Raw genomic sequence first — 12,135 nt, 5'->3', positions numbered from 1 at the left:
GTTTTTAATGTGATTTTAATTTATAAATGAATCTGATATTGATGGCGACACTTAGTTGAATATTTCCAGCCAGTCGAATGCTTAGCAGTAAAGTATTCGTCATCGTCAAAAACTGGAAATCTAAAATAATGGCGACGATCTTTACGGTTATAGTGAGTAAGTGGATAGTCTTTTAACTCTCTTGCAGATAAGCGCTTGCGGTGAGTATAGCGGGCATTTGCACTCATCGAATGATTAACTCGTCCATGCTTGATTCTACTACTAGAGTGAGGAGTCAAATAATGAACTGGCCTCCACGGTTTGCAAGGCTTAACAATCGTTTCAACTGGTATTTCCTGACCAAGTTGATTTGACTGAGCCAGGGAGTTAAGTTGGCCATCCCAAGCTTCATGCGCTTTAGCAACCTCATACCATTGCTTAGCTTTCTTGTACAAGTCATTTAATTTTTGTTCCTCAATTTTTTTGCAATTATCACAATCAATTTCAAAGTAGGAACCAGCACCTGACACTACACGTTTAATACTGTAAACATTTCGGTAAAGAGTCACCGTACTAAAGAATGTAAAATCTATTAGCGGCTTAGCATTATTCAGTGCCTTTACCAATTCAGAATACATATATACTTTGTCATCATGACTGTAAATATAATCATGAATAACATAACAATTGAACATTTTGCATAATAGTCCTTTCAGGGCCCAATTAACTTAGGCCACTTATGCAAAACCGGTTTGATGAATGAATAACATTGTTGTACCTCCATATTTTTATTTTTGACTAATGGTAATACATATCTATTATAAAAAAAATCAGAAGCAAGATGAAATCTTACTCCCTACAAAAACAAATATTGCTTTTCAATACTGTGTTAAGCCTAATACTGTGAGCTTAACTTGTCAATTATTTTATCACTGTTTGTAAAATTAAGTTAGAGTAGGCTGCAACGTACCAGAAGAATATCTTTACGTTTTCCTGTCCTGTTTGCATGTTGGATAAATTAAAAGGCATCCTCACTCTAGAAGAATACGGGGATGCCTATTTCATGACAAAACTTATAACCTCATTTAATCACTAATTGAACCTTTTTCTGGATTTCTTCAAACAAATCAGCTGGCATTGTTTCTACAAATTGCCATTTGCGTTGATGAAAGTCAAACGATTTTAATTGCTCAACATAAACCGTTCCATCTGTCTGTATGCAATTATCTAATTGGACGTGTAAAGGATAGTCTTCACCATTAAAAGTGCCATGCGAAATGGGAACTACCCATGCAAAAGGTGAAGTTTCCGAAAGAATATCATTACTAACTACTACAGCTGGGCGCCGCTTTTGAATTTCTGCTCCTGCCGAAAGATCAAAGTTAATATAAATAATACTTCCTCGTTTTAGTTTAGTAGCTTCATTCGTCTTTACCACAACTCTTCACCTGCTGGATCATGGCTATCCCAATCTTGCAAATCAGTTGGTGTTTCGTATTTACCATGTCATCCCTTAAAAAGTTCAGCCATGGTTTCGGGTACTTTTTTAGTTGGCGTTAATTTCAATGAACCATCAGATTCTTTACTAAACCGATATTCTGTACCGGGCTCAACACCTAGCGACTTAGGGATCGTTACTACTAATGCATTTCCTTGAATTTTAGCTTTTGTAGTATCCATATACTCACATCCTATCATCAGATTTCTTTTATTGTGCCATTTGTAATTAAAAAAGTAATTACATTGACATAAATAGCTCATGTCCCAGGCGAAGAGACACGAGCTACTTTGTAAAATTATTTTTTCTCATCAGTACTTCTTCTTATAATCTGTCAAGTACTATTTCATGTAAAAAATGTGTATACTAAAGATTCTCCAAAAACATTAATTTTGGGAAGTTAAAAATTTTATAAGTACAGTAATCATTTAATGAGACGCTTTAGAATAGTTATACATTTGGCTAGTGCAGACCAAATGCATAATGGTCCAATTTAGATGATTGGCACATGCAACAAGAGCCACCAAGTCATGCTTCAAATATGGTGGCTCTTTTAGTTTGTAATAATAATCAAGTGATTTTGTATTCTCTTTTGGTTTCTGAGCATACTCCTAATCATTTCAAACTCAACTAGATGGGCATAACTGTTACCACGCCTATTAATACACTCTTTTTTATTAATCGTTCCTGAATAATAACGACTAATATCAATCCCAATAAAGGCATTTAATTACTTATAATTACTAAAACGATTTAAATTGTCTACGAAGCCTAAAAATAAAGTAGAGTTTATTGGGCCAGTACCAGACATACTACAAATAACCGAAGATTCTCTTGTATTGGTAGCTTGTTTAACTAATTCATACTTCAATTCTACGATTATATACTTCAATTTCATCACAATATTGAGAAATAACTGGGATAGTAAGCGAAGATGCATCCGCCGCTAGATAAGATAACTTAGCAGCCAACCACACTTGGCGACAATACGACATAACTACTTTGCAAGTAAAGATTATAATATAGGCCCGCTTGATGATCGAATTCAGAGATTCATAAGTACTGTCAACCTTACCTCAATCTAAGTATATAGAAAAAGATAGATAAAAACATCGTCATGCTTTTATCTATCTTCTACTTTAGGGTGTTTTACGAAGAGCCGACATCCATGATTTTAGGGATTGAACGCTAATTATATTATTAGCTATTTACAAAATATGTCTATTCAACTACCCTCCAATAACCATTATTTCTCTTCTTCACTCTAATAGGAATACTATTCTTCCCTTCTTGATAAGATTTTTGTATTTTTCCATAACCCTGCTCATCACTAAATACATTAACTCTTTTCTCATTATTATCAATAATAAAACTTAGTGATATATATTGAGCTCCATTTTTACTCACTGAAATTCCCTTTTGATAATCAATTGTACCCTCCACCTTTTTCCCAAGACCACCAAATCTATTCCTAGTTAACGAAATAAAAATTATATGTATACCAGGATTAACTTTTTTTATAGCAGAAGTAACAAAGTTTGCTGTCTTTCCTTCTCCATACAAATCATCTAATAATAAAATATAATTTATTCCAGAATACTGTGTTGCTTTAAAATCACTTTGACTTAACTCACTGTTTTTTGCTTCCCTATCTGTAACTTTTTCAACTAATTTAGAATAATAATGACATTTAAGTACAGAAGCAACCTCTTCAGCAACTAGATACATTATTTTAACATTTCCATTCTTATTAGCTTTTAAACGTGGATCATAACTAGGAACAGGAATTATACCATCAAAATTTTTATTTATCTGATTTTCATTTAAATATTTAATAATTTTATTACTAATCTGAGTAATTAACCTTTTAGGTACCTCTGCGTTTTTCTTTGCGTATTTATACTTTGCCTCATAAACTAAAGTTCCAATTTCTGTATAATCATCTTTATCATTTTTATACCAATCTAGTGCAATAGCCTTATCAGCATTACGTACTTCTTTTAACTCCATATTCTCCCCCAGAAAATGTTATTCTATTAGTTCAATATAATTTCAATGATAGCTGATCAGATTTCTTATAATTTTTAGTAAGTTCAGAGTAATAATACTTTTTTGTTTGAGGTGCAACCAGCCTATTAATTACTTTGTTTTCAAACTCACTAATATTTCTCACTTTTATTAGTCCTTCATCTGGTTTAGGAACATAATATATTCCAACAGGTTTATTTTGACTTAGTAAATTTACAATATTATTTAAGGAACCTTTACTAACTACTTCTCTTCCAAATCTATTTTTTCCAATATCATTCCAAACTACTAAACCACTGGTTGCAACTAGACACATTTGAAAATCTTTCTGCATTTGTGCTTTTTGTGTATAGCGCCCATTCTTAAATAGTTTGTCATCAGTTTCATCTATTGGAACCCGATTCTTTTTCCATAGATTATTTAAATAGTATCTTGGCTCTTTTCTTATATAATACACGGTTACTTTATCATAGTCCTGCCTTTTCAAGTATGTTTGTACACGATTATCAGCTCCTCGTGCATCTCCTAAAACAATATGATACTTATTTTGCATAGTACTATTAATTGCCTTTTCTACCTTTAGCGGAAGTCTTTTTACAGAAAGACTCCCACTTATAAATAGGGTATGCATAAAAAAACTCCTTCATAATCAGATCAAAGTTTAATTTTCTCTAGCGCATAAAGTAATATGATGATTTATGCTTACAGCTGCCCACTGAGTAGTGTTGCCTTTTCTAGGGCATTTATCATTCCATATAAATGTATCTCCCCAACAATGGTCTTTATTAAAATTAGAAAGCTTTTTGACTTTTTCACAATTAGGTAGATAGCTATACTTACCACTTCTTTTACCATTTCTAAAAAAATAATAATAATTAGCTTCTGTATATTTTATTTGAACTGGTGTACTACTATATTGAATAGTTTCATTTTCAAATTTCTCTGGAGGAACTGTAGTATAGTCACCATAATTTAACTTCATTTTTTTATCTACTTGTTCTTTTACTGCATTAAAAATTATTTTTTCTGATCTTAAAATCCTGTAATCGTCAGAATTAATTGGTTGAGCATTATGTGGAACAGCAATAGGAACAACACCGCTTACTAAAAATATATTTGAATGTTTACTAGCATTTTTCAGTGCGGCCATAGCTTCGTTAATTACGATTTGTGTGTTCGACTTACCAATATATTGAAGATCAAATATTATATTCTTATATTTGGATAATTTCTTACTATTAAGTAAATTAAAGTAATCCTTACTAATATAAATATAATCACTTGATTTTTTATTAAAGTTATTATGGTCTATAATTACAAGATTATCTAGTTGCTTCATACTTATGATATAGTGAATTACAGTCTCTAAATTTTTACACCTAGTCATGTCTATTAATATCCTCTTAATTCCCAGACCTGACAATTTTAGTAATTTTGTCTCAAGTTTCTCGTTAATAATTTTGTCAGCTGTTACATTATCTTCATTTTCTATTTTGTTCTTATCTCTAGGTGTTACGGAAGGAACATTGATGAAAAAAAGTGGTAATATATTTTCTTTTACCACATTAGATAATTTATCTATCGCATCAATTTCACCTTTTTTATCTTCTAATACAGGCATGTACACAATTATTTCTCCCTTTCTATAGTTCACTTCTAATAATTTTTAAAAATTTCCTTTTCATACTTTGATTTAACGTATTGTCTAACAATGAAATTAAATCAAACTTCGAAAGTTGCCTAATATCTTTTTTTGAAACATTTAAATAATTGTTAAAGTTATTATTCACAATTGTTTTTATTGTAGTAGAATTAATTAACCCAATAACCGATGTGAAGTTTATATTTGGATTTATTCGTGCTCTTCTTAAGAATGATAAGGTAAAATCACTTTTATTTTTATGCTTAATATAAATGATTCCCCAATAAGATGGAATCATTTGAATAACTTTAACTTTATTTTTATTACCAACCACTATGTAATTTTTTTCAAAACTTTTGTCATACTCTTTTATCTGATTAGGAAGCCTCTTCACATTATCCTTATCACTTTTTATTTCAAAACCACATATCCTATTAGATACAGTTACGATATCTGCTCTAACTTTCCCAGAATATGTAGTGCGTTCTTCAATAACCTTTGTATTTTTATAACTTGAAAATCTTTTTATTAATAATCTTCTTATTATTACATCGTCTAATATTTCTTTCATTTTCGTTCCTTACGCCTATTTTTCATTAACTTAATATTGATAACTACTATAACTTGATCTAGTTAATTCCTAAATAATGTTTAGAATAAATTCTATCTTTTTAATTAAGATAATTAGCAAAAAATAACATTTAATATGTACTATATCAATTAGTTTCATTAGAATGAACTTTAATTAATTTTAACATAATACCGACCAGATTTATTAATACTTATTGAAGAAAATACATAGCTGAAATGTAATAGTATTTATTGAATTAAAATAGGGTTATGGGCTGCCAAAGTCCAGAAAATGGCATTAGCATGAGCTCCTGTAATACTTTTTGCAAATAAACTATTCTTCCGAATGAGCATAGTCGATCGAATTGCTTGTTCAACATGATTATTTGTTAGACTTGACTACCTTCAATTATTATATACTCGTGGCTTTAATTTTAAAGCATTATTGATCGTTACTCTTAAGTGCCCTTTAGGAAAGTAATCCAGATCATGCCAACTAACAAGCATAACGAATAAACACTTTGGCAATATCGATAACTAAGATGGGGCTTCTTAATATTCAATGCCATTAAGGCAATTCCAATTTGTCCTTTGTTTTTTTAAGACCACGTACTGTGAATCTTGTAAAACCCAAATAAGCCTTCAAATTACCGAAAACGGTTTCAACATCGTATTTACGACGTGAATAATTATTGGAATTTGAAAGAGATTTACGTGTTTTAGCCTTAAAATACTCCCATTGTGGATTTACCATGATATATTTGGTATTACCATATAGAGTTAATGCTTGAGTGTTAATATGATGATTTTCATCGTTCTTTTCAGCCTGATATACTTTGAAATCGCGACGGAATCCATACTTATCATTGCGGTAAGCATAACGCTTAAAATTAAAACGAACACCAACTGGATTGACATAATAAGCATTTTGAGCGTCGTATTTCCAATTCATTACTTTGCGATCATCAGACTTCCATTTACGACTGTTTTCTTTCAGCATCGTAAAGAATAAGAACTGTACAATCTGGCAATTGATCTTCAATATATTTATAGTTACGTTCAGAACCATAGCCAGTATCAGCCACGATCTTGCGTCCCAAAACTTCGTTCTGGCATCAGTAAGATTTTGCATAAGATTATAGCCAAGCACAAATTGGGAATTGGTCATAATTGAAGATCATATGCGGGTTTGGTTTGACCATTACGCATGAGATCTTCTTTTAATCGCATAAAAGTAGCATCATGATCCATTTTAGAATAGCTATTGCATTGGCCGGCTGTAGCGATTTGAATTTTATATTCTAAGTTCTTTTGACGACAGTGATCTAATGCACGAAGGCATTTTTTAGCATGGCGGCGCTCTTACTTGGCTGGGTTAGGCGAAACCTTAGCGGTCTCGTCGACCTACTTATCCAATTCTTCAATTCGTTGTTCTAAAAGTGCGATTGTGGTATCTAATTCATCGATTTGAAAATCATCTAGATTCGTAGCTACGGAAATTTCGCGCTGCATTTCGTTGATTAGATGCCGTGCTTTGGCAACATTCAAATCACTATATTTGATAGTACGCTTCTTCCATACGAAGAAATACTTATTAGTATTAGCAAGAATTTTAGTACCGTCAATAAAAGAAGCTTCATCAATCAACCCAGCCTTTTGAAGATAATCATGAAATTCTTTGAAACTAGCTTGAATCATTTCTGTTAGTTCTTTGGAAACAATAAATCTAGCAATTGGCCGATAATTGGGGCGTTGTTCTTGGGTTAAACATTGCGACAATTTTTTCCCGAGCAAATCTTTCGATTTTTCGGCAAGAAACAATGCCGTAACTATAGGCCAGTAAGACTAATTTCAAAAGCATTCTCGGATCATATTCACGTGGTCGTCCCATAATATTAGGCTTAGAAATTGCCAAGTTTTCGACCAGTTGATGGATGTAATAAGCTGGATGATTTTCTTCAGGTTGATAGTCAGTTGCCATAGCCAAACTAAGTTGATTAATGTTATAATTGTTCTGCATTATTATGTATATCTTTTCGAGGGTATTGAAGGCATCGAGGGTCAGTCGATGTCTTTTTCTTTTTTCAACATATCTATATTTTAAAGGAAAACGGAGCTGAATGAAATCCGAAGATTTCATTCAGCTCCGTTTATTATTAGGGACTTATGTCACAGCCCCAAAAATGATCAAATTGATGCTTATTACATTGCAGATTACTTACGTGTTGGTCATTATTCGGTTGGAATTGTTCGTCAAGAAAATTACATTGCTCTTCAGCGCTTAACTCGTTCTAGATATGAGATTGTTCAAAGCCTGGTTCGAGCTAAACAACACTTTATTGAAAATTTATACTATAAGCTCAATAAGCTTGTTATCTCTGAGAAACTTAATACTTCTATATTTAGTTCAACCATGATGCAGTTATTAACTGAAGATCTGACTACTGATGACTTATTCAATATCTCAATCAATGATTTAACCGACTATTTAGCTGAACATGGTCGAGGTCGCTTCGCAGACCCCGAAGCTTTAGCGAAAATAATTCAAAAGGCTGTTCGGTCTTCGTACCGGCTAGATAAAGTCGTAGCCAACTCGGTTGACGCGGTTCTCTGTTCTCTCCGTCTATGCTGAAGAGATTAAGGCATTTCAAAAGATGATTAAGGATCTCGATAAGTCAATTGAGAAAGTCGTTAAAGTAACTGATGATGAACAAATTCTACGCTCAATTTCCGGTATCGGACCAGTCTATGCAGCTGGTATTTTAGCTGAAATTGGTCAAATCGATCGATTGACAACGAAGCTAAATTAGCTAAATATGCTGGACTTTCCTGTAGAGAAAAGCAATCGGGAAGTTACACTAGTGATAACACACCGTTAAAGAGAACTGGCAATACCTATCTTCGTTATTACTTGGTTGAAGCTGCCAACCCAGTTCGAATGCACGATCCAGTCTTTGGCGAGTATTATCAGCGTAAATACAAAGAAGTAAACATACTCCTTCTAAACGAGCCCTCGTTCTTACCGCACGTAAATTAATCAGGGTAATTTACTTCCTACTCAAAAATCACCAAATTTATCAAGAAAAGAGGTAATTGGTATAGGAAGATAAAATGATTTTCGACACTTAGTTTTAAAATCACCTTGGAACAAAGGCTTATTTAAGTGCGTCAAAAATCTGGTCAAAGCAATCAAGACAGTGGTAATTCCATCTTGACTTATTACCACATGACTAATTTATAATTTTTCAAATATGTATTTAAAATATATCACATCAAAACCAGCATCCAAGCCGGTTTTCGGTACTACTCTTCAAATTCTCCCATAAACTCACCTAGCGCAGTCTGCCAATCCACAATCTCAAAGCCAGTATCTTCTGCCTTCTTCAAGCTCATAACTGAATGGCGAGGGCGGTAAGCTTTGGCTGGATATGCTGAAGAGTTCACAGGAGCGACTTCAACGTCTTCATCCTTTAAGATCTCGGTGGCGAATTCGAACCAGGAACAACTATTCTCGTTAGATAGCTGGTAGGTACCGAATGGCTGATTATGATCGACTAAGTACGTCATAAACTCGGCAAGCGTTCTAGTCCATGTTGGGCGACCAAACTGATCGTTAACGACGGTGAGCTGATCATGGTCTTTGGCAAGACGAAGCATCGTATAGACAAAATTCTTACCGTATTTACCAAAGACCCAGGATGTGCGAATGATGTAGTAATCAGCTAAGGTTTCCTGGATTGCTTTTTCACCGGCAAGTTTAGCTTTACCATATTCATTTCGTGGATTAGTGGGTGCGTCAACTTCATACTCACCTTCATTAGTCCCATCAAAGACATAATCAGTACTGATGTAAACTATCTTAGCGCCAACTCTTTTAGCAGCCTCGGCAACATTACGCGTACCATCTACGTTTACTTGCCAATTGAGGTCTTTGGCAACATCTTCAGCGTTATCAACGGCGGTATAAGCGGCACAATGATAGATCACTTCCGGCTTAAGCGCACTAATCTTTTCATTTACAACGGCTTGATCAGTGATATCCATTTGCTTAGAATCAAAGGCGTCATATGCAATTCCGCGTTCATCTAATAGGTTCCGTAATTCTGAACCGAGTTGACCATTAGCACCAGTGATTAAAATTTTTGTCATTCGTCTTCTCCTTAATTAAACCTGATTAATGTTATAATCAAATTGACAACAGCTTTCAATATTCTTTCCATGTTATTCATCTGTTGTCCTTAAAACAAGAGTCGTGCATTCCTTAAATTCGGGAATAACACGACTCTTTTCATCTTTTATTGACCGTTTTTCGCATATTTTGCTTCAACCGCGGCTTTTTCATCTTTCCACCAATCTTGGTGTTCCGTATACCAATCAATCGTGTGTTGTAAACCGGTCTTGAAGTCAGTAAATTCGGGCTCCCAACCTAATTCTGTCCGCAGCTTTGTTGCATCAATGGCATAACGCAAATCATGGCCGGGACGATCTTTAACATGGTCATAAGCATCTTTAGGTTGACCCATTAACTCTAAGATCATTTCAAGGACTTCTTTGTTGTTCTTTTCACCATCGGCCCCGATGAGGTAAGTCTCACCGATCTTCCCCTTAATCAAAATATCCCAAACTGCCCGCGAATGATCATTAGTATGAATCCAATCACGGACATTTTTACCAGATCCATAAAGCTTAGGACGAATGCCACTTAAGATATTAGTAATCTGGCGGGGAATGAACTTTTCAATGTGTTGGTAAGGTCCATAATTATTGGAACAATTGGAAATTGTCGCCCGTAAGCCAAATGACCGAACCCAAGCTCGTACTAACAAGTCTGAACTCGCTTTAGAAGAAGAGTAAGGACTTGATGGCCGGTACGGAGATTCAGGAGTAAACTTTTCTCCTTTACCTTCACCATGACCAGGTAAGTCTTCCCGTAATGGTAAATCGCCATAGACTTCATCCGTTGAAATATGGTGGTAACGAACGTCATACTTGCGACAAGCATTGATTAAAACTGAAGTACCCACAATATTAGTTTGAATGAACGGAGTGGGATCAATCAAAGAATTGTCATTGTGACTTTCAGCCGCGTAATGCACAACTGCATCAGCTTTGCTTACCAGCTTATCAACTAAGTCCTGATCACAAATATCCCCAACTACGAGTTCAACTTTATCCTTTGGCAAGCCAGCAAGATTAGCGGGATTCCCAGCATAAGTCAGTTTATCTAACACCGTAATATGTTCAACTTCCGGGTGGTGGTTAACAACATAGTGAACAAAGTTGGAGCCAATAAAACCGGCTCCCCCGGTAACAATAATATTCTTAAAAGTTTCCATAACGACCTCGCTTAAATTTCACCATAAACAAATGGGTTGTCTTTTTCAAATTCAGTTAAGGTTGGTTGTGCGGCATCCTTTTCCGAAGTAATAGCCTTATTAAATTCAATTGGCCAGTCAATGTTTAATTCCGGCGTCTTAAAGGAAATCCCGCCATCCGCTTCCGCATCGTAATAGTTATCGCACTTGTAAACAAAGTTAACGTTATCAGTTAAAGTCAAGAAGCCATGCGCAAAGCCCCGCGGAACCAGGAGTTGGCGGTGGTTACTTGCGGACAAGATATAACCTTCCCATTGCTTGTATGTAGGGGAACCTTTTCGTAAGTCGACAATGACATCCAAGACAGCCCCAGTAACGACCCGGATTAATTTTGTTTGGGCTGCTTTACCGCGTTGAAAGTGTAGTCCGCGCAAAACACCAGCATGCGTTGAAAGTGATTGATTATCTTGGATAAAGTTAAAGTTAATCCCAGCATTCTTAAAGTCACGATCAGAGTAGGTTTCTTCAAAGAAGCCCCGGTGATCACCAAAGACCGCTGGTGTAATAATTTTAACGTCTTGTAATTTTGTTGTTTGAACGTTTAATTTTCCCATTATTTATTCTCCCTAGTCCTGTTGAGCTAACCGCAATAAGTATTGACCATAATCATTCTTTTTTAACGGTTGTGCCAGTTCAACTAATTGGTCCTTATTAATGTAACCCATCCGATAAGCAATTTCTTCTAAGGAAGCCACCTTTAAGTTTTGCCGCTTTTCAATCGTGGCAATGAAATTGGCTGCTTCGAGCATTGAATCGTGGGTACCGGTATCTAACCAGGCATAGCCACGACCCATTAACTTAACATCGAGCTTACCTTGACGCAGGTATTCCTTGTTAACATCAGTGATTTCAAGTTCGCCCCGATCTGATGGCTTGATATTTTTAGCAATATCAACTACTTGATTATCATAAAAGTAAAGACCAGTCACCGCATAATTACTCTTGGGATGAGCTGGCTTTTCTTCAATCGATAAGGCATGCATCTGATCATCAAAGTCGACCACACCAAAGCGTTCGGGATCGTTAACATGGTAACCAAAAAC

General features: G+C 34.8%; 14 protein-coding genes and 2 pseudogenes. 1 reads left to right on the top strand and 15 read right to left on the bottom strand.

Annotated elements, in window-relative coordinates:
* Window positions 1-20: 20 nt before the first annotated feature.
* The 11 genes and pseudogenes from H5R88_RS08625 to H5R88_RS09745 form a co-directional block, all read right to left on the bottom strand.
* The gene (locus tag H5R88_RS08625) at window positions 21-674 is read right to left on the bottom strand and encodes a hypothetical protein (protein ID WP_182600795.1); all 654 of its coding nucleotides are present in this window, start codon (window positions 672-674) and stop codon (window positions 21-23) included.
* Between the two features lie 386 nt (window positions 675-1,060).
* Entirely contained in the window at window positions 1,061-1,417 is a 357-nt protein-coding gene (locus tag H5R88_RS08620; RefSeq protein ID WP_182600794.1) for a type II toxin-antitoxin system PemK/MazF family toxin, read from the bottom strand.
* A gap of 68 nt (window positions 1,418-1,485) precedes the next feature.
* Window positions 1,486-1,659, bottom strand: coding sequence for a type II toxin-antitoxin system PemI/MazE family antitoxin (gene mazE / locus H5R88_RS08615; RefSeq protein WP_231824879.1), 174 nt, complete (start codon window positions 1,657-1,659; stop codon window positions 1,486-1,488).
* A 1,039-nt stretch (window positions 1,660-2,698) separates the two neighbouring features.
* Window positions 2,699-3,487 carry a hypothetical protein gene (locus H5R88_RS08610; RefSeq protein ID WP_182600793.1) on the bottom strand — a complete coding sequence of 263 codons (789 nt, stop codon included), beginning with the start codon at window positions 3,485-3,487 and terminating at the stop codon, window positions 2,699-2,701.
* Between the two features lie 31 nt (window positions 3,488-3,518).
* Complete coding sequence (locus H5R88_RS08605; RefSeq protein WP_182600792.1) at window positions 3,519-4,136, bottom strand: hypothetical protein; 618 nt, start codon at window positions 4,134-4,136, stop codon at window positions 3,519-3,521.
* A 30-nt stretch (window positions 4,137-4,166) separates the two neighbouring features.
* Window positions 4,167-5,126, bottom strand: coding sequence for a beta family protein (locus H5R88_RS08600; protein WP_182600791.1), 960 nt, complete (start codon window positions 5,124-5,126; stop codon window positions 4,167-4,169).
* Window positions 5,127-5,148: 22 nt separating this feature from the next.
* Window positions 5,149-5,718: a sce7726 family protein gene (locus H5R88_RS08595; protein ID WP_182600790.1), complete on the bottom strand. Its 570-nt coding sequence runs from the start codon at window positions 5,716-5,718 to the stop codon at window positions 5,149-5,151.
* 248 nt (window positions 5,719-5,966) lie between these two features.
* A pseudogene (locus tag H5R88_RS08590) lies at window positions 5,967-6,101 on the bottom strand (IS66 family transposase); the annotation flags it as partial.
* Between the two features lie 184 nt (window positions 6,102-6,285).
* Complete coding sequence (locus H5R88_RS09755) at window positions 6,286-6,669, bottom strand: transposase (protein WP_231824881.1); 384 nt, start codon at window positions 6,667-6,669, stop codon at window positions 6,286-6,288.
* 452 nt (window positions 6,670-7,121) lie between these two features.
* Window positions 7,122-7,415, bottom strand: coding sequence for a hypothetical protein (locus H5R88_RS09750; protein WP_231824882.1), 294 nt, complete (start codon window positions 7,413-7,415; stop codon window positions 7,122-7,124).
* A 28-nt stretch (window positions 7,416-7,443) separates the two neighbouring features.
* Window positions 7,444-7,737, bottom strand: coding sequence for a transposase (locus tag H5R88_RS09745; RefSeq protein ID WP_231824883.1), 294 nt, complete (start codon window positions 7,735-7,737; stop codon window positions 7,444-7,446).
* A 156-nt stretch (window positions 7,738-7,893) separates the two neighbouring features.
* Here H5R88_RS09745 and H5R88_RS09895 point away from each other — a divergent pair.
* Window positions 7,894-8,810, top strand: a pseudogene (locus H5R88_RS09895) (IS110 family RNA-guided transposase); the annotation flags it as partial.
* 210 nt (window positions 8,811-9,020) lie between these two features.
* Here H5R88_RS09895 and rfbD read toward each other — a convergent pair.
* The 4 genes from rfbD to H5R88_RS08560 form a co-directional block, all read right to left on the bottom strand.
* On the bottom strand, window positions 9,021-9,866 hold the full coding sequence (gene rfbD, locus H5R88_RS08575) for a dTDP-4-dehydrorhamnose reductase (RefSeq protein WP_182600788.1): 846 nt from the start codon (window positions 9,864-9,866) through the stop codon (window positions 9,021-9,023).
* A gap of 146 nt (window positions 9,867-10,012) precedes the next feature.
* Window positions 10,013-11,053 carry a dTDP-glucose 4,6-dehydratase gene (rfbB, locus tag H5R88_RS08570; RefSeq protein ID WP_182600331.1) on the bottom strand — a complete coding sequence of 347 codons (1,041 nt, stop codon included), beginning with the start codon at window positions 11,051-11,053 and terminating at the stop codon, window positions 10,013-10,015.
* An 11-nt stretch (window positions 11,054-11,064) separates the two neighbouring features.
* A complete protein-coding gene (rfbC, locus tag H5R88_RS08565) occupies window positions 11,065-11,646 on the bottom strand; it encodes a dTDP-4-dehydrorhamnose 3,5-epimerase (RefSeq protein ID WP_182600332.1) in 582 nt (193 codons plus the stop codon).
* Window positions 11,647-11,658: 12 nt separating this feature from the next.
* Window positions 11,659-12,135 (bottom strand): sugar phosphate nucleotidyltransferase (locus H5R88_RS08560; RefSeq protein ID WP_259393984.1); only part of this gene is annotated, 477 nt, incomplete at its 5' end.

It is taken from the genome of Limosilactobacillus agrestis (genome assembly GCF_014145585.1).
Lineage (GTDB): Bacteria > Bacillota > Bacilli > Lactobacillales > Lactobacillaceae > Limosilactobacillus > Limosilactobacillus agrestis.
The sequence above is the reverse complement of the archived record's forward strand: the minus strand, read 5'-3'. Positions and strand labels throughout refer to the sequence as shown.

Bases quoted from the DNA above. Each gene is read 5' to 3' on its own strand.
- H5R88_RS08625 (WP_182600795.1), bottom strand. From the start codon at position 674: ATGTTCAATTGTTATGTTATTCATGATTATATTTACAGTCATGATGAC.
- mazE (WP_231824879.1), bottom strand. From the start codon at position 1,659: ATGGATACTACAAAAGCTAAAATTCAAGGAAATGCATTAGTAGTAACG.
- H5R88_RS08610 (WP_182600793.1), bottom strand. From the start codon at position 3,487: ATGGAGTTAAAAGAAGTACGTAATGCTGATAAGGCTATTGCACTAGAT.
- H5R88_RS08605 (WP_182600792.1), bottom strand. From the start codon at position 4,136: ATGCATACCCTATTTATAAGTGGGAGTCTTTCTGTAAAAAGACTTCCG.
- H5R88_RS08600 (WP_182600791.1), bottom strand. From the start codon at position 5,126: ATGCCTGTATTAGAAGATAAAAAAGGTGAAATTGATGCGATAGATAAA.
- H5R88_RS08595 (WP_182600790.1), bottom strand. From the start codon at position 5,718: ATGAAAGAAATATTAGACGATGTAATAATAAGAAGATTATTAATAAAA.
- H5R88_RS09755 (WP_231824881.1), bottom strand. From the start codon at position 6,669: ATGAATTGGAAATACGACGCTCAAAATGCTTATTATGTCAATCCAGTT.
- H5R88_RS09750 (WP_231824882.1), bottom strand. From the start codon at position 7,415: ATGATTCAAGCTAGTTTCAAAGAATTTCATGATTATCTTCAAAAGGCT.
- H5R88_RS09745 (WP_231824883.1), bottom strand. From the start codon at position 7,737: ATGCAGAACAATTATAACATTAATCAACTTAGTTTGGCTATGGCAACT.
- rfbD (WP_182600788.1), bottom strand. From the start codon at position 9,866: ATGACAAAAATTTTAATCACTGGTGCTAATGGTCAACTCGGTTCAGAA.
- rfbB (WP_182600331.1), bottom strand. From the start codon at position 11,053: ATGGAAACTTTTAAGAATATTATTGTTACCGGGGGAGCCGGTTTTATT.
- rfbC (WP_182600332.1), bottom strand. From the start codon at position 11,646: ATGGGAAAATTAAACGTTCAAACAACAAAATTACAAGACGTTAAAATT.